At 70.5% G+C, this 21,513-nt stretch carries 14 protein-coding genes; 6 read left to right on the forward strand and 8 right to left on the reverse strand.

The window, feature by feature from the left end:
- Positions 1–2: 2 nt before the first annotated feature.
- Both WMF46_RS22830 and WMF46_RS22835 read right to left on the reverse strand, forming a co-directional pair.
- On the reverse strand, positions 3–1,022 hold the full coding sequence (locus tag WMF46_RS22830) for a hypothetical protein (protein WP_437987526.1): 1,020 nt from the start codon (positions 1,020–1,022) through the stop codon (positions 3–5).
- The gene (locus tag WMF46_RS22835; RefSeq protein ID WP_437987527.1) at positions 1,012–2,505 is read right to left on the reverse strand and encodes a protein kinase domain-containing protein; all 1,494 of its coding nucleotides are present in this window, start codon (positions 2,503–2,505) and stop codon (positions 1,012–1,014) included. The genes WMF46_RS22830 and WMF46_RS22835 overlap by 11 nt, the downstream gene beginning before the upstream one ends.
- Before the next feature lie 372 nt (positions 2,506–2,877).
- Between WMF46_RS22835 and WMF46_RS22840 the strand changes: the two genes are divergently transcribed.
- Positions 2,878–4,197 carry an extracellular catalytic domain type 1 short-chain-length polyhydroxyalkanoate depolymerase gene (locus tag WMF46_RS22840; protein WP_437987528.1) on the forward strand — a complete coding sequence of 440 codons (1,320 nt, stop codon included), beginning with the start codon at positions 2,878–2,880 and terminating at the stop codon, positions 4,195–4,197.
- Between the two features lie 110 nt (positions 4,198–4,307).
- Here the strand turns inward: WMF46_RS22840 and WMF46_RS22845 are convergent, their stop codons facing one another.
- On the reverse strand, positions 4,308–6,821 hold the full coding sequence (locus tag WMF46_RS22845) for an RCC1 domain-containing protein (RefSeq protein ID WP_437987529.1): 2,514 nt from the start codon (positions 6,819–6,821) through the stop codon (positions 4,308–4,310).
- A gap of 659 nt (positions 6,822–7,480) precedes the next feature.
- On the opposite strand from WMF46_RS22845, the gene WMF46_RS22850 reads away from it, so the two are divergent.
- Together WMF46_RS22850 and WMF46_RS22855 are read left to right on the forward strand one after the other, a co-directional pair.
- On the forward strand, positions 7,481–8,614 hold the full coding sequence (locus WMF46_RS22850) for a CAP domain-containing protein (protein ID WP_437987530.1): 1,134 nt from the start codon (positions 7,481–7,483) through the stop codon (positions 8,612–8,614).
- 23 nt (positions 8,615–8,637) lie between these two features.
- Positions 8,638–9,636: a hypothetical protein gene (locus tag WMF46_RS22855; protein ID WP_437987531.1), complete on the forward strand. Its 999-nt coding sequence runs from the start codon at positions 8,638–8,640 to the stop codon at positions 9,634–9,636.
- 85 nt (positions 9,637–9,721) lie between these two features.
- Here WMF46_RS22855 and WMF46_RS22860 read toward each other — a convergent pair whose 3' ends face one another.
- Positions 9,722–10,282, reverse strand: coding sequence for a hypothetical protein (locus tag WMF46_RS22860; RefSeq protein WP_437987532.1), 561 nt, complete (start codon positions 10,280–10,282; stop codon positions 9,722–9,724).
- Positions 10,283–10,540: 258 nt separating this feature from the next.
- On the opposite strand from WMF46_RS22860, the gene WMF46_RS22865 reads away from it, so the two are divergent.
- Together WMF46_RS22865 and WMF46_RS22870 are read left to right on the forward strand one after the other, a co-directional pair.
- On the forward strand, positions 10,541–11,611 hold the full coding sequence (locus WMF46_RS22865; protein WP_437987533.1) for a lactonase family protein: 1,071 nt from the start codon (positions 10,541–10,543) through the stop codon (positions 11,609–11,611).
- 271 nt (positions 11,612–11,882) lie between these two features.
- A complete protein-coding gene (locus tag WMF46_RS22870; protein ID WP_437987534.1) occupies positions 11,883–12,419 on the forward strand; it encodes a hypothetical protein in 537 nt (178 codons plus the stop codon).
- A gap of 50 nt (positions 12,420–12,469) precedes the next feature.
- Here the strand turns inward: WMF46_RS22870 and WMF46_RS22875 are convergent, their stop codons facing one another.
- Both WMF46_RS22875 and WMF46_RS22880 read right to left on the reverse strand, forming a co-directional pair.
- Positions 12,470–16,552 carry a chemotaxis protein CheB gene (locus WMF46_RS22875; protein ID WP_437987535.1) on the reverse strand — a complete coding sequence of 1,361 codons (4,083 nt, stop codon included), beginning with the start codon at positions 16,550–16,552 and terminating at the stop codon, positions 12,470–12,472.
- Positions 16,553–16,738: 186 nt separating this feature from the next.
- A complete protein-coding gene (locus tag WMF46_RS22880) occupies positions 16,739–17,890 on the reverse strand; it encodes a lysylphosphatidylglycerol synthase transmembrane domain-containing protein (RefSeq protein WP_437987536.1) in 1,152 nt (383 codons plus the stop codon).
- Positions 17,891–18,203: 313 nt separating this feature from the next.
- Between WMF46_RS22880 and WMF46_RS22885 the strand changes: the two genes are divergently transcribed.
- Positions 18,204–19,496, forward strand: a complete 1,293-nt coding sequence (locus tag WMF46_RS22885; RefSeq protein ID WP_437987537.1) for a PAS domain S-box protein — start codon at positions 18,204–18,206, stop codon at positions 19,494–19,496.
- A gap of 53 nt (positions 19,497–19,549) precedes the next feature.
- On the opposite strand, the gene WMF46_RS22890 is transcribed toward WMF46_RS22885, so the two are convergent.
- A complete protein-coding gene (locus WMF46_RS22890) occupies positions 19,550–20,482 on the reverse strand; it encodes a hypothetical protein (RefSeq protein ID WP_437987538.1) in 933 nt (310 codons plus the stop codon).
- Between the two features lie 155 nt (positions 20,483–20,637).
- Complete coding sequence (locus WMF46_RS22895) at positions 20,638–21,456, reverse strand: HugZ family protein (protein WP_437987539.1); 819 nt, start codon at positions 21,454–21,456, stop codon at positions 20,638–20,640.
- Between the last annotated feature and the right edge of the window lie 57 nt (positions 21,457–21,513).

Here is a 21,513-nt window from a genome sequence, read left to right on the forward strand (position 1 = left end):
CATCAGAAGCTGCCTTGCACGAGCGCGCCGCCAACCGCGGGCGAGATCGCCAGCGACGCGCCCTGGGTCGAGCTCTTCGCGGTGAGCCACAGAACGCCGCCGCCGGCGATGGCCGCGAGGCCGACGCCGAAGACCACGGTCGCGACGTTCGCGCGCGCCACGGCGCTGCCGCGGATGTCCATGCCGCGCCGATCGCAGCGATCGCCGTTGCAGAACGGGCGCGACTCGTCGAACCTCGACTTCGCCGCGAAGCCGAGCCCCGCCCCGACGCCCACGGCGACGACCCCCGCGCCTGCCGTGACGAGCGCGATCGTGCGGCGGCCACCCCCCGCGCCGCCCGCGCCGCCCGCGTCGCCCGCGTCGCTCGACGCGGGGTCGTCCTCCAGCGCGCGCACGACGAGGGTCGAGGTCACGCCGCCCGGCTTCACCTCGACCTGCGCCGTCCACGCCCGCTTGCCCGGCGCGCTCGCCTGGATCACGTGGATCCCCGCGTCGACCGGCATGGGCACGCCCCACTGGCCGGGGCCGACCGGGGTGCCGTCGCGCTTCACCTCGAGGCCCGGCGTGCTCGCGGCCTCGACGACCACCGAGAGTCGCGAGACCTTCGGCTGGACGGCCGCCGCGCGCTCGCGCGCCTTCGCCTCCTTCACCCGGTCGCCGCTCGCGTGCACCCGCGCGGCGACCTCGAGGAAGTGCGCCCACGCGGAGGCCATCTTGCCGATGCGCTCGTAGCAATCGGCGAGGAAATAGCGGGTGTTGACGCTGTCGTAGAGGCGCAGGCTCTCCTCGTACTTGGGGCAGGCGCGCGGCGCCTGGCCAGCGTCGACGAGCGCCCCCGCCTCCCGGAACAGCGCCACGGCGCCCGCCTTGTCCTCGGCCCTCGCCGCGCGCCCGCCCGCGATCGCCGCGGCCAGGCCGATGCCGATCGCGCAGAGACGCGCGGCGCGCCCGCGCTTCGGTCGGCTCTTCGTCTGCGGCGGCGTCATCGTGTCGGCGAAGGTATCAAACGTATCAGAAGACATCGCGCGAGAACGGGTCGGCGCTGGAGGGCCGCTTCCCCTGCGGCGCGCCGCGCTTCGCAGGCTGCGCCGAGCCGCCCGGCCTCGCGGGCTTCTGCGCGGCGGGGGCGCCCGTGGCGGTGGCGCGCGCCTCGGGCGGCGGCCCCTCGGCCGACGCGCCGGGAGCGGCGCCGGACGGCGGCACGGCGCTGGCGGCCGGCTCGACGGCCGCGTCCAGCGCGGCGCTCGGCTGCGCAGGGCGCGGCTCCGGCCCGGCGCTCGGCTGTACGGGGCGCGGCTCCGGGACCGCGCCCTGAGGGCCCGCCGACGCCGCCGTCTCGGGCTCGATGTCGCGCGGGGCCCGGTCCGACAGGCGCCAGAGGAGCAGGCCGCCGCTCACGAGCGCAAGGCCGAGCCCGATCGCGGCGGCGCGCTTCTCGCGCGACGCTGGCTTGCGGTTCGTCGTACCGAGCGGCGCCATGGTGAGCGCTCCCCCGCCGAGGGGCACGGTCGACGCGGGGAGCGTCGCCCCGGCAGCAGTGACCGCCGTGGCGGTGCGAGCAGCGCCGGGCGGCAGGGCCACGGCCGGGAGCGCGCCGCGCAGCGCGCCGAACAGGCGCTCGGCCGCCGCGCGCGCGTGCGGCGGAGCGAACGGCACCAGCGCGAGCGCGAGATCCGCGACGGTCGGGAACCGGCGATCGCGATCGCGCGCGATCGCCGCGAGGATCACCTGCTCCAGCGGCTCCGGGAGGTCCGGGCGGAGGGCGCGCGGCCGCTGCGGCTCCCCCTGCGTGACCAGGTAGACGAGCTGCGCGAGCTCGTGCGCGAAGAACGGCGTTCGCCCCGTGAGCAGCTCGAAGAGGACGACGCCCAGCGAATAGACGTCCGCGCGGCCGTCGACGTCGCTCGAGGAGCGGAGCTGCTCGGGGGACATGTAGAGGGGCGAGCCGAGCACTCCCCCCACCCGCGTCAACGCGTGGTCCTCCGCGTGCGTCATCTTGGAGATCCCGAAGTCGAGCACCTTGACGCACGGCGAGCCGTCCGCGTTCCGCGTGACGAACAGGTTGCTCGGCTTCACGTCCCGGTGGACGATGCCTTGCGCGTGCGCCTCCGCGAGCGCCTCGCAGACCTGGAGCACCAGCTCGACGGCCACGGGCACGGCGAGGCGCCCGCTCTCCGCGAGCACGGCGGCGAGGTCCCTCCCCTCGAGGTGATCCATCACCATGTACGGCGCGCCGCTCTCGAGCGTGCCGACGTCGGCGACGCGCACGACGTGCTGGCTGCGGACGCGCACGGCGGCGCGCCCCTCCCTCAGAAAGCGCTGGAGGATCTCCGGATCCCGCACGTACCTCGGCAACAGCACCTTGATCGCGACGCGCTCGTCGAGGGCGAGGTGGCGCGCGGCGACGACGAGCCCCATGGCGCCCCGTCCGAGGACGCTCTCCACGCGATACTTGCCGAGGAGGACATCCCCGGGGGCAATCGTGGTCTCGTCGGGGCTCGACATGGCAGGCCAGGGCGGAAGAAGGGCATCCACTATGCCACGCCACGGTCAGAGGCTCATGCAATTTTCCACTGCGCCGGCCTCAGCCGGGCAGCGCTGCCATGGAGTGGCCTTTCGTGTCCTGTCGCGACCGCTCCTACCCGACGGGTCGCGACCCGTCGGGAGCAGCGCGACGACGACCGAATCTTCAGCGACGGCCGCGGCGCTGACGGGCCCCTCCATTCCTTCCACCGATTGTTACGAAATGACACACTCCCACCGATTGTTACGAAACGACACACCTCCTCGCCCAGCGATCAAGCTTGTCTCGACTACGCGCCTCGATTTCTGTTCTACCCCTCGACTGTGATTGATATAGCGATAGCGAGGTAGCCAATGACCACCACCCTTCGACTCGTCGCTCCCGCCGCCGCTTCCCTCGCAACCGTGTTGCTCGCGATTTCGCCGTCATTGGCGGCTTCGTGGCAGACCCGGGTCAACTACGGCGGGAACACGCCCATGGACCTCTACGTCCCGGACAAGGTCGACGCTTCGCCGGGGATCGTGGTCTCGCTGCACTACTGCAGCGGGAACGCAGGAAACGCTCATGGCTGGTTCCAGGGTCTGGCCGATCAGCACGGCTTCCTCATCATCACTCCGCAAGCAGGCGGCAACTGCTTTGACGCGACGCCCGCGCGCAGCGGTGAGCGAGAGGCCATCACCAAGATGGTCCAGTACGCCATCACGCAGCACCACGCCGATCCGACCCGCGTCTTCGCTGCGGGGGCGTCCTCCGGCGCTTGCATGACGAATGCGCTCCTCGCCGCCTACCCCGACGTGTTCGCCGGGGGTTCGGTGCTGGCTGGTGTCCCCGCCGGCGCCTGGACGGGAGGCAACGCCTATGGCTGGACGACCCCTGCCAACAGGACCGCTGCCCAGTGGGGTGACATCGTGCGCAAGGCGAGCCCGAACTTCACCGGCGCACGGCCTCGGGTGCAGCTCTGGCACGGAACGGCTGACACCACCCTCAACTACGAGCCGAACTTCGCTGCCGAGGTCAGCCAGTGGTCGGACGTCTTGGGTCTGAGTCACTCCGACAGCAAGACGAGCACCTTCAAGGGTTCCCCGGATAACTGGAATCGGGCCTCCTTCACGAATGCTGCGGGGACGCTCGTCCTCGAGTCGAACTACGCGCAAGGCGCCCCGCACGATCTCTCCGGGCGAGGCTTGTGGGCCGACGCCGTGCGCTTCTTCGGGCTGGACATGGACGCTCCGTCCACCGGAGAAGGCGCGGGCGGCGCTGACGGAACCGGAGGCAGCGACGCATCGGGCGGAGGTGGCGCCGCGAACGGCAGCGCTTCAGGCGCAGGCGGCAGCGCGACCAGCGGCGCTGGCGGCGAAGGCGGCAGCGCGACCAGCGGCGCTGGCGGCGAAGGTGGCAGCGCAACCAGCGGCGCCGGTAACGGAGCGACCACCGGAGGCGCGGCGCAAGGCACCGGCGGAGCCACCACGGGCGGCTCGACGAGCAACGCGAGTGGAAGCACCGCTTCCGGAGACAGCGATCCGACCACGACAGGCGGCGACAGCGCGTCGGACGACGGTGGGTGCAGCTTCAGCGTGGCCTCCAGGGGTCAGCTGCCCGGCGGCGCGCTCGTCGGATTGCTCGTGGCAGGGCTCGGCGCGCTGGTCCGCCGCCGTCGCCGCGCTGCTGCGTGAGCGTGCAGCGCCGGCGAGGAGCTCGTCACCATCGTCAGCGCGAGCCAGGAGCCGAGGCTCCGGCCGCCGCCCTCGCGCAAGTTCGGGGGAATTGACGCAGCAGCGCGCGCTCAGAACGCGAGCGGGAGCCAGAGTCGGCCGTTGCTGGACTTCCCCCAGCAGTGCACCCGACCGTCGGTCTTCATCCCGCAGGTGTGCTGGTAACCGGCGCTCAGGCTGACGAAGGTGCCTTCGGGATCCTCGGTCTGCCCGTCCTCATTGTATCCCCAGCAGTGCACCGTGCCGTTCGTCCGCACGCCGCAGGTGTGAAAGTGGCCCGCGGCGATCTGGGTGTAGGTGTCGGAGGACGGGGGATCCGTCGCCTGGCCCTGATCGTTGAGCCCCCAGCAGTCGACCGTACCGCCCGTCCTCACACCGCAGCTGTGAAGGCCGCCGGCGCTGACCTGGACGAAGTCGCCCGTGGGGTGTGTGGACTGCCCATATCCATTGTGTCCCCAGCAGTGCAGCTTGTGGTCCGTCTTCACGCCGCAGTTGTGTGCGCCGCCCGTGCTGACCTGGAGGAAGTGGAGGGAGCTCCCCGGATCCGTGGCTTTTTCGGCGGTGTTGTCCCCCCAGCAGTTCACTGTGCCGTCCGTCTTCACACCGCAGTTGTGAAACGACCCCGAATCGATCTGGATGTAATTTCCGGCGGGCTTGGTAACCTGCCCGTAGCCGTTGTCCCCGAAGCAATCCACCGCTCCGGTCGACCTCAGCCAGCAGGTGTGGTCCTGTCCCGCGCTGGCCTGAGTGAAGGTGCCGGCAGGCTCCGGGGCCCGTCCGTCCGAGCGGTTCCCCCAGCATCTCGCCGAGCCGCTCGCGTTCACGCCGCAACCATGCTCGGCGCCCGCGCTGATCTGAGAGAATATCTCCGACGGCGGCGCGGTTTTCTCCGTATCCTTGTCGCCCCAGCAGGCCACGAGGCCGTTCTCCGTCACGCCGCAGGTGTGATTCCTTCTCGTGTCGATCTGGACGAAGGTGCCCTCGGGAGCCGAGGTCTGTCCGAGGTTGTTGCTCCCCCAGCACTCGACCCTGCCATCGGTCCTCACCCCGCAGCTGTGGCTCAAACCCGCGGTGATGTGAGCGAAGGGGCCGTCGGGGCTGTCGGCCTGGTTCTCTCCGTTGCTCCCCCAGCAGTGCGCGGTGCCAGCGGCCGTCAGCCCGCAGGTGTGCATGTAGCCCGCGCTGACCTGGGTGAAGCGGACCAGGAACGTGGGGTCGGTGGCCTGGCCTTCGGCGTCGCGCCCCCAGCAGTGCACCCTGCCGTCGGTCCTCACGCCGCACGTGTGAAAGTCACCCGCGCTGACCTGGGTATAGGTATCGCTGGTCGGGGGATCGTCCGCCTTGCCCGAGCCGTTGTCGCCCCAGCAGTGGACAGTGCCGTCCGTCTTGACACCGCAGGTGTGAATGCTGCCTGCGCTGATCTGGTTGTAGGTGCCCGTGGGAGCCGAGCTCTGGCCGTGGCTGTTGTTGCCCCAGCAGTTCACCGTGCCGTTGTACCGAAGCCCGCACGTGTGGCTGTTGCCTGCGCTGAGCTGCTTGTAGGTACCGGACGGCTCCGTGGACTGGAGAAAGTTGTCGCTCCCCCAGCAGATCACCGCGCCGGAAGGGGTCAGCGCGCAGGAATGGTGGAGGCCCACCGTGACGGTGCGTCGCCCGAAGATCGAGCCGACGGCAGGGTCAGCCTCATCGTCCCCCCAGCAGTCCACTGCGCCGCTCAATTTCAGACCGCAGGTGATTCTTCCGTTCGTGCTGATCTGGGAGAAGCTCCCCGTCGGATCCGTCCCGCCGCCGTCGTCGTTGCTCCCCCAGCAGTTCACCGAGCCGTCGCTCCTCGTCCCGCAGGTGTGGACTTCGCCCGCGCTGACCTGGATATAGGTCTCGCTCTGTGGAGGATCTGCCGCCTGGAGCTCCACGTTGCGCCCCCAGCAGTGGATCGTGCCGTCCGTTCTCACGCCACAGGTGTGCGCGCTGCCCGCGCTGACCTGGGTGTAGGTGTCGCTGCCCGGGGGATCCGCCGCCTGGCCCTGGGCGTTGCTCCCCCAGCAGTCGACCGTGCCGGACACCGTTACCCCGCACGTGTGCCATCCGCCCGCGCTGACCTGCACGTAGCGGCCCATCGCTGGAGGCGTGGCCCTGCCGTTCGCGTTGCTCCCCCAGCAGTGGACCGTGCCGTTCGTCCTCACGCCGCAGGTATGAAAGCGGCCAGCGCTGACCTGCGTGTAGGTATCGTTGGGAGACAGCGGCTCCCAGACGTGCTCGGGCCAGGTGACAGGCGGATCCGTGGCCTGCCCATCGGCGTTGTAGCCCCAGCAGTGGACCGTGCCGTTCGTCCTCACCCCACACGTGTGCCATGCGCCCGCGCTGACCTGGAGATAGGTGTCGTCCATCCCGGGGTCGGTGGCCTGGCCGTGGGTGTTGTCCCCCCAGCAGTCGACCGCGCCGTTCGGCTTCAGGGCGCAGGCGTGCCCGTCGCCCGTGCTCACGATGGGCTCCTCGGACGCCGCATGGATCCGCGTGTCGTCGGCGCGGAGGCCCTGCGCGGCCTCGTCGAGCTCGCTGCCGTCCACGTCGGGCTCTCGCGGCAATTCGCCGAGGCACCCGACAAGAGAGATTGTGATGACCTTCAGCGCGACCAGGGCTCCAAGCCGCTGGCCGCCCGGCTCGCTCGCTCGCGAAGTCAGTCGTCTTCCAGGCACATAGGTCGACATAGGTCCTCGATGGCTCTTTGTTCGAGTTTCAAGAAAGCAAACGCTTCAAGAGCAGGCTCCGCACACCGATCGAGGCTGCTTTTCCGCGCTGCGGCGTTCTGCTGAGCGCTCCCGCGCTTCCCGCCAGGGCTCTCCGCGATGCCTCGCCGGTGACGGCGAGGCACCCGGGCGTTGCAGGCGTTCGAACAGCAACCCTCGGGCCAGGACCTGCAAGAGGGCATTCAGGCCCGTTCACGCGACGGCGCCGGTCGAGGGGCTTGCCGCCGGGCGTGACATGTCACGCTCGCTCCGTGACATGTCACGCTCGCTCCGTGACACGTCACGCACTCACCGTGACATCTCTTGCCGCGCTCCCCCGCGGTCGGCAGGAGCAGCAGGCTTTGGAGTCAACGCGGCCCCTTCGATGCAGGAACGAGTCGTCGATACAGCATCATCTCTCGGGAGGAAGGCGGCTCGCGTAAAAATGTTCGGTCAACCCGGGGCAGGTCCCGCAATTGGCGCTTGACGTTTCCGAGACGTTTGGATTTCCTTCCATCATGAAGACGGCTTTCCCTCGCTTTCGACTCGCCGCATCGACGGTGCTCCTCGTCGCGGCCGCCGCGTCCTGCAGCAGCGAAGATGCCGATCCTGGCACGTCAGGTTCGTCGGGCGGCTCACCGCCAGCCGCCGGGTCGGGCGGGACGGGTGGCACGACCGCGAGCAGCGGCGGCGCGGGTTCAGGCTCGGGCGCCTCGAGCGCCGGAGGAACCGGCGGCAGCTCCACGGGAGGTTCGTCCGCGGTCGGCACAGGAGCAGGGGGCGGCTCGGCAGGCACGGCATCGGGGGGTTCGGGAGGGTCGACACCCGAGACGGGCGATCGCTCGCCGGAAGGCACCTGCGCGCGCTTCAACGCCGACACCGCCGACATGAGCGAGGGCACGTGGAGCGGCTCGCTGGATCCCGAGTGCGACCCGGGAGACATCTCTCCCGAGGGTCGAGCGAACGCGCTCCGGCTCTTCAACCTGTACCGCTGGCTGGCGGACCTGCCCCCGGTCGTGACCGAGCCCACCCGCGACGTACAGGCCCAGGCCTGCGCGCTCATGATGGACGCGAACAATTCGCTCTCGCACGAGCCGCCGGAGAGCTGGAAGTGCTACTCGAAAACAGGCGCGGACGGCGCGAGGACGAGCAACATCTCGAGTGGCCCCGGCGTCGCGAGCGTTCAGGGCTATCTGATCGACCCCGGCAACGAGACGACCTTCGGCCACCGGCGCATCATCCTCGCGAACGATCTCGGCCCGATCGGCCTCGGCTCTACCGGCAAGAACGGCGCCTCCTGCATGCAGAACATCGGAGGGACGGGGCGCGCCGGCAAGGAGTGGACGGCCTGGCCTCCGCCCGGGGTGTTCCCGATTCAGGCGTACGGCGACCGCTGGAGCTCACTCAGCGACACCGGCTGGTCGATCCAGAGCGAGGACATCGAGCTCGAGAACGCCGACGTCACGATCACGAGCGGCGGAGCCCCTCTGACCGTCGACGTGGAGCCGCTCCAGGGGCGCTACGGCTCCACGAACGCCATCCGCATCGTGCCGAACGGCTGGGACCCTGAAGCCGGCAACACCTACTCCGTGAGCGTCTCCGGAATCTCGGCGACCATCGCCTACGACGTCGTGTTCGTCGACTGCGAATAGAATCTTTTCTGAGGAGATCCTCGATGCCCGCCAGCGAACCGCGCCTGCTTGCCCGCAAGGAGTTCGACGCCGCCTCCCTCGTCGCCGCGCACCCGCCACGTATCACCGACGCGAACAAGCGCCTCGTCCACTCCATCGCCTGTCCGCCAGGCGCTGCGCACCGCGGCGCCGTCGTCGTCTCCCGTTGGCACGCGGTGCCGCTGCCCGCCGCCCTGCCCGCCGCCGCCCCCGAGCTCCGCATGCGCGAGGACGTCTACACGTACGCCCCCGAGCCCGCCGCGCGCCCCGCCGTCGAGTGGCACGTCAACTTCGCTGATCTCTTCCTGTTCGTGGCCTATGGAAGCGGCCTGTTCGCGCAGGACGAGATGCAGGCCGCCGAGCACCCAGCGCTCGGCTCCGTCCGCGAGGCGCTGCTCGCCGCGCAAGATCCGGCGCTCCCGCCAACCACCCGCGACGGCGCCGTCCCGACGCCGATCCTCCTCCGGGGCGTCGAGCGCCGCTGCGCTGTCGATACCGCTCATGATGCCGCCATGCCCTATGGCCTCTACGGGAACCGCTTCGCCCGCGCATCCCCGGACGTCGTCCGCAAGGCCACGACCCGGATCGATCCGCCCACCATCACGAACCTCATCGCCATGGAAGCGCCCCCCGGCGGCAACGGTCGTTACACGCGCGCCCAGATCGAGGAGATCACGACGACCGCCACGACGGCTTTCTCCGCCGCGGTGCTCGAGTCGGGGCTCGCCGCCGCGGCCCCTGCCGTCGTCGTGCACACCGGCCACTGGGGCACCGGCGCCTACGGCGGTAATCGAGTCCTCATGGCGGCCCTCCAGATGCTCGCCGCCCGGCTCGCCGGCATTGACGTGCTCGTCTTCCACACGTTCGACGCCGACGGCTCGGAGGCCTGGACCGCCGCCCGCACCCTGGTCGATTCCCTGATTGCCACCCATTCCTCCACGGCGTCGCTGCTCGACACCATCGAGGCCCGGGGGTTTTCATGGGGTGTGTCCGACGGCAATTGACGGCGCGGCCAATCAGCGCGCGGCGGGGAGATGGGAGAGCGCCGCGCCCCCGCTCTCCAGCTGGTCACGAAGCGGCGCAAGAACATCATTTCGGGAGCTTGACGTCGAGCTTGCCGAGGCGCGCGAGCAGCGGGCCCCGATCCTCCATCGCCACGCCGACGAGCCTCCGCGCCGACCCATCGTCGAGCTTCGGGACGGATCGCGCCGCGAATCGCGCCTCTTCCGCGGCGGGGACCTGGAAGATCAGGTGGTAGACGCCGCTCTTCGAGACCGCGAGCACGCGCTGCGTCTCCCCCAGGCCGAGCAATCGACAGATCGCCGCGGCAAGGAATCCCGCGGCAGCACGAGCGAGAGCGCCGCCGCGAAATGAGAGCGAGACGTGGTGCTCTCGTCCGGCCTCGCCGGCCTCGGCGACGGTATACACCACGGCGATGTCGGCGGACGTGATGAAGGCATTGCCCTCGGCGAACGGGTCCGCGGGCGGGCCCTCCCCGGGGCGCTTGAGCGCGGTGTCCTTGGCGCGGCCGAGCCCGCGCGAGAGCTCGATCAGGTGGTCCGGCGAGAACAGCCGATCGTAACGCGGCCGCTTCATCGCGAACCGGTAGATCAGGAACACCACGAGCCCGACGAGCAGCCATTTCAGCATCGGACCTTGCACCTCCGCGCCCATGCGCCGAGACAGACCATCACGCCCGCGGGGAGCGGCTCATCGCCGCAGCATGCGCCTTCTTTCGTCCCATGGCGAGGCATCGTGCCGGTCCTTGCACGATTCGTCCATGGGGTTTCACCTCTGCCGTCACCTCGCGCGCATCCGCGCCTCACGCCCTTGCGGCTCGGCTTGCCCGATGGCGCGCGTTGCTGCGACGTGGGCAGGCGCGCCGCCCGGAGCAGGATCTGTGGCGCGATGCCGGCCCGATGGTGGATACTGGCGCTGGCCTCCAGCCTCTTCGCCGCGATGACCCAAGCCGCCACCTACGTCTACGTCTCCAACGCCGAGAGCTCCGAGATCTCGGTGCTGCGCCTGGACCCCGCCGGCGGGTCGCTGGCGCCCGTACAGACCGTCGGCATCGACGGCCAGGCCGGGCCGCTGGCGGTGTCGCCGGACCGGCGCTTCCTCTACGTCGCGCTGCGCACCGAGCCCCACGCGGTGCAGAGCTTCGCGCTCGACGCGGCGAGCGGGCGGCTCGAGCCGCTGTCGGCGGCGCCGCTGCCCGACAGGATGTCGCACCTCATCACCGATCGCAGCGGGCGCCATCTCTTCGGCGCCTCCTACGGCGGCCACAAGACCAGCATCAGCCCGATCGGCCGCGACGGCACGGTGGGCGCGCCTGCCGCGGTGTTGCTCACCGGCCGCCATGCGCATGCCACGCTGGTGGATCCGTCGAACCGCTACGTCTTCGTCAGCGCCCTCGGCTCGGATGTGGTGGTGCAGTGGCGCTTCGACGCGGACACTGGCCAGCTCACACCGAACGATCCGCCGGCGCTGCCCGTGCGTCCGCAGGCCGGCCCGCGCCACCTCGCGTTCGCTCCCGACGGGCGCTTCGTCTACCTGCTCAACGAGCTGGACGCGCGCGTCGACGTCCTGGCCTTCGACGCCGAGCGCGGGACGCTGGCGCCGGTGCAGAGCCTCTCCACGCTGCCCGAGGGCTTCTCTGGCAAGCCCTGGGCGGCCGACCTGCACCTCACGCCCGACGGCCGCTTCCTTTACACGTCGGAGCGCACCTCCAGCACGCTGGCCGGGTTCAGCGTCGACGCGCAGACCGGCCGCCTGCGCCTGGTCTCACACGCGCCCACGGAACAGCAGCCGCGCGGCTTCCAGATCGACCCCGGCGGCCGCTGGCTCGTCGCCGCCGGGCAGCTCTCGCATGCGGTGCGTGTGCACGCGATCGACCGCGAGAGCGGCCGGCTCACCTCCTCGACGTCGACCCCGGTGGGCCGCGGTCCCCACTGGGTGGAGATCCTGACCTTCCCCTGATCCGAGCGCCGCGCGCGACGGCCCCGAGCTGGCGAAACTGGCGGCGCGGGTGGCGGCCGCCAGGTCCCGGAGCGCGGAGAGGGCCCAAAGAACCCGCAAAAAGGCCGCGGCATACCGCTCGCAATACGTGCCCACCGAAACGCCGCGAGGTCCGACCTCGCGCTGGTCCCCGCCGTTGCGGGGCAGCGCGAAGCCCGGAAGCGGCGTGCTAGCCCGAGCCGGCGCCACGCGCCGCGCTCGGACGGAGGCACCCATGTCGGTTCGTCATGCCATGTCCATGAGTCTCCCTGTCCTCGCGCTCGCCTGCTCCACCGCGCAAGGCGCCGCCCCGGAGCCACCGGAGAGCACCCCAGCGCAGCGCGACGACGCAGCGGCGCCGGCCGGCTCGACGAGCGCGAGGAGCTTCGTCGACGCCGCGTCGTACTTCACGAGCTCGGAGGAGATCGACGCCTGGTACGGGCTGCTCCGCGAGCTGAACGACGACTTCGACGTCGTGTGCGGCGACACGTTCTGCGAAGGCGATTTCAGCAACTACGAGCCGCTTCGATTCCGTTGCTCCGTCGAGGAGCACGCCGGGACGATAGGCCGCTGTGTGTGGGTCTTCGCCGCGAGCAACGAGGAGATCGCGCCTTCCACGGGGGATGTGGAGGTAGACGCGAGGATCTTCCTCTGCGAGATGCCCATCGCCCCGGGGACCGCCGTGACCGACCTCGTCGAGGCGCTCGCGGCGCCGGCAGGTCGGGCGATCGACGCCGCGCTCCCCGGAACGGACAGATCGCTCTACGACGGCCTCGTCGAGTGCCTCTGACAGCCCACCGGCGTCGATAAGCTTGTTCGCTGGGCGAGGAGGCATGGCGCTCAGGAAGAGCCCGTCGGGCGAGCGCTTCCGGCGCCGCTCTCGCCCGTCACCGGCTCGCCTTCGGCGAGCAGCCGCTTGAGCGTGCCGAGATCGACGGGCTTCACGAGGTGCTCGTCGAACCCGGCTGCACGCGCCCTCTCGCGGTCGCCCTGCTGCCCGTAACCGGTGAGCGCGATCAGATAGACGCTCTTGTGCTGGGGTTTCTCCCGGACGCGGCGCGCGAACTCGAGGCCGTCGATCCCCGGCAGCCCGATGTCCACGATGGCCACGTGCGGGAGCACCTCGTCCATGAGCTCGATCCCCGAGATCCCGTGAGACGCCGAATGACACTCGAACCCGGCGCGCGCCAGGAGCGCGCAGAGCGCCTCGCGGCCGTCGTCGTTGTCCTCCACGACGACGACCCGCGATCTCCTGGGGAAGTTCGCGAGGAGCGGGCCGCGCGTCGCCTCGTCCTCGGATGACGGCTCGGAGATCGGCAGCCGCACCTCGAACTCGCACCCCTTGCCCTCCCCGTCGCTCCGCGCGCTCACGGTGCCGCCGTGCTTTTCAACGAGGCCCCGGACGAGGGTGAGCCCCACGCCGAGCCCTCCCGCCGATCGGTCCAGGGTGCGGCTCGATTGCACGAAGAGCTCGAACACCGTGTCGAGCATGTCCTTCGGGATCCCGACGCCGTCGTCCTTCACGCGGACCACCGCGTGCCCGTCCAGGCGCTTGGCCTCCAGGGTGACATGCCCCCCTCGCGAGGTGTACTTCGCGGCGTTGTTGAGCAGGTTCACGTGGACCTGCTGGAGCCGCGCAGGGTCACCCTCGACCCAGATCGGCTCGGGATCGACCACGACCGAGAAATCGACGCCGCGCGTGTCCATGAGGTTCTTGACCGCATCGGCGGCGTCCTTCACCACCGTGCCGAGATCGAGCACGCGCTTTCGAAGCTCGATCTTGTTCTGCGTGACGCGGCTCGCCTCCAGCAGATCGTCGAGCAGGCGCGCCATCTGCGCGGACTGACGCTCGAGGATCTGGACGACCTTCTCGTCGAGCCCGGACGCGCCGGAAGGCGCGGAGCAGTCTTCCTTGAGCAGCGCCGTGGCGTGGACGATCGCGCCGAGGGGGTTGCGGAGCTCGTGCGACAGCATGGCGAGGAACTCGTCGCGCCTGCGCACAGCGTCCTTGATCTGTTCCTCCGATCGCTTTTGCGCGGTGACGCTCCGGAAGATCCCGATGATACCCACGATGTGGCGCGCCGCATCGATGAGCGGGAGCCGCGTGACGAGGTCCCACTCCACGAAGCCATCCTGCCGCACGCGCTGCTCCAGCTTGTAGTGCTGCGCCTCGCCGGTCCGCAGCACCACCTCGTCCTGCTGGTGAACGGCGAGCGCCGCCTCGTACCCAGGCAGCTCGAAGCCGGTCTTGCCCGCCGCCTCGCCTGGATCGGAGAGGCCGAGGCGCTCCGCCATGGCGTGGTTCGTGCGAATGAACCGGCCGCGCGCGTCCTTGAAGTAGATCGCGTCGGGCACGCTGCGGAGCAGGCTGTTCAGGAGATAGCGCTCGTGGAAGAGCGCGTCCTCCGCCGCCTTCAGGCCGCTCACGTCGATGAGCGTGAGCACGACCCCCGCGATGGTGCCCTTGGCGCGGTAGGGGAGGATGCGAAGGAAGAACGAGCGACCATGCCGGTCGCGCAGCTCGCGCTCCACGCGCTCCCCCGTCGCGAGCACGCGCTTGAGATCCGCGGTGAGCTCCGGGTGGTCGACCGCATACGTGAACGTCTCGATCGGCCTGCCGACGTCCTGCAAGAGCAGGTTGAAGCTCTCCGCGATCTGCGGCGTGAATTTCCTGATCTTGAGCTCCCTGTCGAGGAAGATGGTGCCAATGTCCGTGCTCGACAGGAGGTTCTCCATGTCGTTTCCGAGCTCGGTGAGATCGGCGATCTTCCGCTGGTACTCCGCGTTCACCGAGTAGAGCTCCTCGTTGACGCTCTGCAGCTCCTCGTTCGTGCTCTGCAGCTCCTCGTTGGAAGCGAGGAGCTCTTCGTTCGCCGCCTGCAGCTCCTCGTTGCTCGCCTCGAGCTGCTCGGTCATCGCCTGCAAGGTCTGCTTCGTGTGCCCGAGCTCCGCCTCGAGCGCGCCGAGCTGCTCGCGCGATACGTCGTCGAGGTCAATCTCCATCTCCGGCATCGCCGCCCGCCGCGGCGCCCCGTCGATCGCCTCGAAGGTGATGAGGACGTGGGGCAACGTGCCTCGCCGGCTCTCGACCCGGCGCATCGTGATCTTGTAGGTGCCGCCCTCCGCTTGCACCCCCTTGAACACGATCGCCGTGCGCTCCTTGATGACGCGCCGGAGGCCCCCCATCAGCACCATCTTGAGGTCGCAGTCCAGCATCTCGAAGGCGTCGAGCCCCTGTCTGCCATCCTTGACCTTCAGGAATCGGCTCGCGCCGCCGAACGCGTGGACGAGCTCCCCTGTGTCATTGACGAGGAGGCTCGGAGGCATGAACTCGTCGAGCAGCGCGTCGTAGGTCCCGAGCAGGTGCGACGCCGGGTGGCGCGCGACGGGCGCGGTGATGCCCGAGCGCGGGGCGCTCTGTCCCTTCGGCGATGCCGGCTGGAAGCGGGGCTCGACCTGCATCCGCCGGTCGCTGTACTTCCGGTAGATCCGCCATTGCTTGTCGACGGTCTCGAAGTCGTGCGCGAGGTGCCCCGGGGTCTCGCTGGGCCCGAGGAGCACCACGCCCCCGCGGTTGAGCGCGAAGTGAAAGAGGCTCAGGACCTTCTGCTGCACCGCCGGCTGGAGGTAGATGAGCATGTTGCGGCAGCTGATGAAGTCGACGCGCGTGAACGGCGCGTCCTTGATCACGTTGTGGTGCGCGAAGACGACCGTCTGGCGGAGATCGGGGACAATCTGGTAGCTGCGTCCGCGCCGGATGAAATGCCGCTCGAGGCGCTCGGGCGAGACGTTCACCACCGCCTCTTCCTCGTAGATCCCGCGCGTCGCGACCTCGAGCGATCCGTGGTGCACGTCGGTCGCGAAGATCTTGAACGGGCGGTGGCCACTCCGGGGCATGAGCTCGTGGAGAAGGATGGCGAGCGAATAGACCTCTTCGCCCGTCGCGCACCCGGCGACCCACACGCGGAACGGGGCGTCCCGCGGTCCCGAGCGCAGCAGATCGGGGAGCACCGAGCGCTCGAGGATGCCGAACGCCTCCTCGTTCCGGAAGAAGCGCGTCACGCCGATGAGGAGATCACGGTAGAGCACGTCGAGCTCGCTCGACTTGCTCTTCAGGCGCTTGACGTACTGTTCGATATCGTCCGTATGCGCGAGCTGGATCCGCCGCTCGATGCGCCGGGTGACGGTGCTCGGTTTGTAGTGCGTGAAGTCGATGCCGAACTGCTCCTCGAGCATCCTGTAGACCGCGCTCATCCCCTGATCGACGCTGGCCGCGTCCCGCTCCGGCCGGCGCCCCTGGGACCTCACGTGCTCGAGGAGGACGCGCGGCATGTCCTGGGGAGGCAGGACGCAGTCGGCCACACCGGCGTCACGCGCGGTCTTCGGCATTCCATCGAACTGCGCGCTGTCGACGTCCTGCACGACGACCAGCCCGCCGGCCTCGTGGACCGCGCGGATCCCCCGTGAGCCGTCGCTCCCACCCCCGGAGAGGACGACGGCGATCGCCCGTGGGCCGCAGTCCTGCGCGAGGGACCGAAAGAACACGTCGATGGGCAGCGCGAGCTCCTGGTCGCGGTCCCGCTCGCTGAGGAGGAGGCGGTCGCCGGAGATGATCATCTCCTTCTTCGGCGGGATCAGATAGATGTGGTCGGGCTCGACCGGCATGCCGTTCTCGACGAGGTGAATGGGCAGCTCGGTGCGGCGCCCGAGGATCTCGTCCATCAGGCTCTTGAAGTCCGGCGACAGGTGCTGGACGACGACGAAGGCCATCCCGCTCTCCTTCGGGATGTTCTCGAAGAAGTGCTCGAGCGCCTCGAGCCCCCCCGCCGAAGCGCCGATTCCTACAACGTAGGGCGCTACTTCTGGCCGGACTGTGCGAATCCTTGTCTTTGTGGCGTCGCGCACCTCGCGCTCGGTCGACATGACCGACCTCGACGGCAGCAAGCGTGCCCAGGCTGTGGCCGCTGGCGAGCGCCTTCACAGGGGCCAAAATCCCCGGAATTTTGGCGGTGGGCGGACGTCGAGCGTGTGACAAATCGCCTCACTGCGCGCCCCATGTGGTGGTCTTGCGGCGGGGCGACGGCCTCGTCGTCTCGTCACCTCACCGTCTCATCCTCTCGTCGCATCGCTCCCCGTCATGGGGGCGGGCGCCGGGCAGAAGGCCGCCCGGCCGCCGAAGAACACGAGCAGGCCGAGCGCTATCCACACGAGCTCCTTGGCGCGCTTGATGAGTACGAAGGCGGCGCCCACCGTGGCGGCGGCGGGCACGCCGAGCGCGGTCAGGAAGGCGACATAGCCGGCGTCCTGCACGCCGAGCCCGGCAGGCACCATGAAGGCGGCGGCGCGGAGGAGCGCGAGGACGACCTCGAACGAGAGGACCTCGGCGAGCGAGACGTCGACCCCGAGGAGCCGGAGGAAGAAGTACGTCTCCGCCCCCTCGGCGAGCCACATCCCGAGCAGCAGCAGCGCCGCCGCGGCGAGCGCCGAGCGACGCTCCCCGAGCGCGGCCGCGTGCCGGTCGGTCGCGGAGAAGGCCGCGGCCCTCGCGTCGATACAGGCCTTCACGCGCTGGCCGGGCAGGCGCTTGAGCCACGCGAAGACCCGCGACGCGACCGTGCCCGAGAGGAGCGCGCCCCCGAGCGCGAGCGCCACGGCGAGCAGGCCGAGCCCCGAGAGGACCACGAGCCACGGGAGCCCCGGCCCGCCGATCAGGGGGCGCGAGGCGCGCTCCAGGTGGCCAAAGCCGAGCGCGAGGGCGATCGCGACATACGCCGCGTTCGCGAGGACGATCAGCGCCCTGCGCGCCGCGATGCCGGCGACGGCCTGCGGCCCCGGGATCCCGCACCACCGGTGCAGCAGATAGAACGTGACCGACTCGGAGAGGGCGGCGCCGGCGGGGACGCTCATGGTGAGCGCCTCGGTCGACAGCGTGAGCGCGAGATACCGGGAGAACGGCGCGTGGCGGCCGGACACGGGGTTGCGCGTGCGCGTGCCAAAGACGAGCCGGCTCGCTTCGGCCTGGAAGAGCCTCGCGACGAGGTTGGGGACGAGGGCGAGCGCCATCATCGGCGCGGACGCGGAGGTGATGAGCGCCGCGACGCTCGGGAGATCCGCGCCGCGCAGCGTGCTCCAGAGCGCCCCCGCCGCGACGGCGACCCCGAGCCACCTCAGCGCGACGGCGCCCGCGCCCGGGCGGGATCGCGCCCCGCGGAGAGGCTCATCGTGGGCGTCACGGGCAGCGTCAGGGGCAAGGAGAGTCATCGCACGTTCGCGCTCCGGCGCCGGCCGAGGGCCTGAGGTCGAGGGCGAGCGCTCGTATCGCGCAGGCGCGTCGCGCGCTGATGTCATGGGCGCAACGCCGCGGCGACACGTCGCGGCACGCAGCGACAACGACAAGCGCGGCGGTGCATCGAGCTCGTCCGCTCCGGTCGAGCGCGCCCGGGCAGCCGACGAGCGCGCGGCGTGACGCCGGGATCGGCTATCTTCCTGGTTCGTTGGAGACGCGCGGGAGGGGAGAGCGGCTCCTCGGCGGGGTGGGAGGGGGGCGGCCGGAAGGATGGAAGGAAGAACGAACGTGGAGACGGATCAGGACAGCATCGAGCGGCTCCGGGCGGAGAACGCCGGATTGCGCAAGGAGATCGACAGGCTCCATGAGCAGCTGGGGCGCCAGGAGGAACGGACGCGGCTGATCCTGCAGGCGGCCGGCGAGGGGTTCCACGTCGTCGGGATGAACGGCGAGATCCTCGACTGCAATCCATCCTTCGCCGGCATCGTGGGTTACGACCGGAGCGAGCTCCTGACGATGAACATCGGCGAGATCGACCCGCGGCCGCCGCACGAGGTCGTCATGGTCATCGAGGAGATCAAGGCCAGGGGGTCGCTCCGCTTCCTCGCGAGGCACCGCCACAAGGACGGCCACCTGATCGACGTCGAGGTGAGCTCTCACCTCGTCCAGAGCGGTGATGAGCAGTTCTTCTCGGCCTTCTCGCGCCCCCTCACGGAGCAGCTGAAGCGCGAGCAGGCGCTGCGCGAGAGCGAGCAGAAGTTCCGGGCGATCTTCGACGAGACCTCGATGTTCATCGGCCTGCTCACCCCGCACGGGGACCTGATCGAGCGCAACCGGACGATGGCCGATTTCACCGGGGCGCGGCCGGGCGAAGCGCACGGCGGGCCGCTCTGGCAGGCGCCGTTCTGGGTCGGCGGAGCGAGCGCAGGGGAGCGGATCAGGGAGTGCGTCCGCCGGGCAGCTTCGGGCGAGCCGTCCTCGTGCGAGGTGAAGATCCACGGGCCCGGCGGGCGCGTGGCGACGCTCGACCTCAAGATGAAGCCGATCCTCGACACGCTGGGCCAGAGCGTCCTCCTGATCGCCGAGGGCTACGACGTGACCGAGCTCCGGCGGGCCGAGGCGGAGCGCGCGGCGCTTCAAGCGCAGATGATCGACGCGCAGGAGGCGACAATCCGGGAGCTCTCGACGCCGCTCATCCCGCTCGACGCGGGGATCCTGGTGATGCCCCTCGTCGGACGGCTCGACCGGGTGCGCATCGAGCAGCTGCTGGAGCGCTTGCTCCAGGGGGTGGTGGCGCAGCGCGCGGCCACGGTCATCCTCGACGTCACCGGCGTGGCGGTGGTCGACGCCGAGATCGCGGACTCGCTGATCAGGGCGGCCCAGGCGGTCAAGCTGCTCGGCGCGGAGGTCATCCTCACCGGCGTCGGCCCCGAGGTGGCGCAGACGATGGTGGGCATCGGCATCGACCTCCGGGAGATCGTCACGCTGAGCTCGCTCCAGAGCGGGCTGCACCACGCGCTGGGGCGCTCGCGCCGCGGCGGCGGGAGGAGAGCGAGCGGCCCGCGGCGCCGCGACGGGTGACGGGCTGCGGAGATCCTGGCCGGCGAGGCGTCGCCGTCAGGATCGCGCTCGGATCAGCGGCGGATCGGCTCGGCGAGCCAGCGCACCAGCGCATCGGTGTCGAGATCGAGCAGGGCGTCCTCGACCTCGCCCGGCCCGATGGCCTCGGCGCGCTCGAGGATCGAGCGCTCCTCCTCGGCGGTCGGCTGGCGCCCGACCCGCCGCGCGAAGAGGCGGCCAAGCAGCTGGGCGATGGCCTGCTGCTCGGCCTCCTTCACGAGCTCCTTCGAGGCCTCATCGAGCGCCTTTCTCATCCACGGTACGCTCCAGAGCAGGTCCTTCTCCGTCTCCCTGTCGTCCATCAGCATGACGATCTCCTTCCGCAGATTGTGCCCCCAGGGGTCGATGGCCGCCATGACGAGGAGCGCTGTATATAACTCGACCCGCTCCTCGCCGGTCGCTGTCCGCGCGTGGATCTCCGCGACGATCTCCCGCATCGCGGCGGCGGTGGCGTCCCGGGCAAGCGGGGCGAACACGAGCCAGAACACGCTGCCGCGCGCCCTGAGCTCGGCGACAGTACGCTGGTAAACCGCGTCGATGCGGAAGCGCGCGCCGCTGAACCGCCGCTCCCTCCAGGCGGTGCGGCGCGTCCCTGTCGAGGGCAGGCGCTGCCTGCGGCCCGAGAGGACCACGGCGACGCTCTCGATGGGCGGCACCGGCTCTCCGTCGGCCTCGCGCCGGAGCGCGGCGAAGAGGAAGCCCAGGTACTCGAACATCTGGTCGGGCACGTCGTCGCGCCACGCGAAGCAGAACTCGACGTGCAGCACGCGCAGCTCGTCGCCGACGCGCAGGCGCAGCGCCTTGTCGAGGCGCCGCTCGAGCTTCGTGACCTGCGTGTCGATCCAGCCGAGGACCTCGACCGGCCTGCCCTCGGGGACAAAGACGCGCGTCAGGTCGCCGGGGCACCTCCGGGCGATGTGGCGCAACGTGATGTCGGCGTCTCCCATGCAGCGCGACCTCGGCAGATCGCGTACCAGGGAGCGAATCGCCGAAATCAGCCGGGTGCCGGGGGGCGCGGCCCGCTTCGGGGCTGGCGCCGCCATGGCGGACAGCGGCCTCACCCGCGCCGGCGGCGGCAGGACGGCGCCCGCGCGGCGCGCCGCTAGGCGGTGCGGCGGCGCGCCTCGCGGACCAGCGCCACCATCGCCTTCCGCACCTCGTCCGTCGTCGAGACCGGCGCGTCGAACGGGAGGCGCGTCGCCTTCGGCCCCGCCGGCGTGATGACGTCCAGCTCGAAGCCGTAACGATCGACCGAGGTCATCGTGGCGCCGGTGGCGTCCTTGATGCCGGCGAGGACCTTCGCGTACGCGAGGACGGCGTCGGCGTGATCGGTGTTCATGTGCTCGAGGATGCCCGCGGCGTCGGCGGCGAGCGGATCGGGCTCGGCGGCCGCGTACGCGTCGGCCTCGACCCAGGACATGCGGCCGAAGCCGCCGACGTAGCGGATCGACACCGGGTCGAGCCGGTAGAAAGAAAAGTCCGTGAAATCCACGTAGTACGACGCACGCGGGTGCGTCGCGAGGAAGCTCGTCCGGGCGGCGGCCGCCTCCGCGCCTTCGAGGGGGCGGCACGGGCCGATCAGGGTCATCCGGCCGAGCGCGAGCGGGTCGGCCAGGCCCTCGGCGGGCTCGGCGAGGAGCAGCGACGCCTCGGCGCGGACCTTGAGGTTGCCTGTGTGCTCGGCGAGCGCCGAGAGCAGCAGCAGCGGGCGCCCGTGCGCGTCCACGGTGACGGCGACGAGCGAGCCGTACGGATAGCCGGCGGGATCCCGCGCGAGCGTGCACAGCGTGGCGGCGCGGGCCCGCTGCGCCAGCGTGCGGCAGCGCTCGGCGTGGCTCGGCGCCTTCGCGCCCTGGAGAGGTGGGTCCGCCGCTGGATCCGGGCCGGCGCCGGGGCGGCCGTGGTCTGTGCTCCTCGACATGGCAGGGCGGGTAGCACGCCGGGAGGGCCGGAGGAACCGGGGCGCCGCGCCGCCTGG

Origin of the sequence: Sorangium sp. So ce117, from assembly GCF_051524395.1 — a bacterium.
GTDB lineage: Bacteria > Myxococcota_A > Polyangia > Polyangiales > Polyangiaceae > Sorangium > Sorangium cellulosum_B.

What these genes read in the sequence shown, in the direction of transcription:
- WMF46_RS22830 (WP_437987526.1), bottom strand. Translation starts at nt 1,022, where the DNA reads ATGTCTTCTGATACGTTTGATACCTTCGCCGACACGATGACGCCGCCG.
- WMF46_RS22835 (WP_437987527.1), bottom strand. Translation starts at nt 2,505, where the DNA reads ATGTCGAGCCCCGACGAGACCACGATTGCCCCCGGGGATGTCCTCCTC.
- WMF46_RS22840 (WP_437987528.1), top strand. Translation starts at nt 2,878, where the DNA reads ATGACCACCACCCTTCGACTCGTCGCTCCCGCCGCCGCTTCCCTCGCA.
- WMF46_RS22850 (WP_437987530.1), top strand. Translation starts at nt 7,481, where the DNA reads ATGAAGACGGCTTTCCCTCGCTTTCGACTCGCCGCATCGACGGTGCTC.
- WMF46_RS22855 (WP_437987531.1), top strand. Translation starts at nt 8,638, where the DNA reads ATGCCCGCCAGCGAACCGCGCCTGCTTGCCCGCAAGGAGTTCGACGCC.
- WMF46_RS22860 (WP_437987532.1), bottom strand. Translation starts at nt 10,282, where the DNA reads ATGCTGAAATGGCTGCTCGTCGGGCTCGTGGTGTTCCTGATCTACCGG.
- WMF46_RS22865 (WP_437987533.1), top strand. Translation starts at nt 10,541, where the DNA reads ATGCCGGCCCGATGGTGGATACTGGCGCTGGCCTCCAGCCTCTTCGCC.
- WMF46_RS22870 (WP_437987534.1), top strand. Translation starts at nt 11,883, where the DNA reads ATGTCCATGAGTCTCCCTGTCCTCGCGCTCGCCTGCTCCACCGCGCAA.
- WMF46_RS22875 (WP_437987535.1), bottom strand. Translation starts at nt 16,552, where the DNA reads ATGTCGACCGAGCGCGAGGTGCGCGACGCCACAAAGACAAGGATTCGC.
- WMF46_RS22880 (WP_437987536.1), bottom strand. Translation starts at nt 17,890, where the DNA reads ATGACTCTCCTTGCCCCTGACGCTGCCCGTGACGCCCACGATGAGCCT.
- WMF46_RS22890 (WP_437987538.1), bottom strand. Translation starts at nt 20,482, where the DNA reads ATGGGAGACGCCGACATCACGTTGCGCCACATCGCCCGGAGGTGCCCC.
- WMF46_RS22895 (WP_437987539.1), bottom strand. Translation starts at nt 21,456, where the DNA reads ATGTCGAGGAGCACAGACCACGGCCGCCCCGGCGCCGGCCCGGATCCA.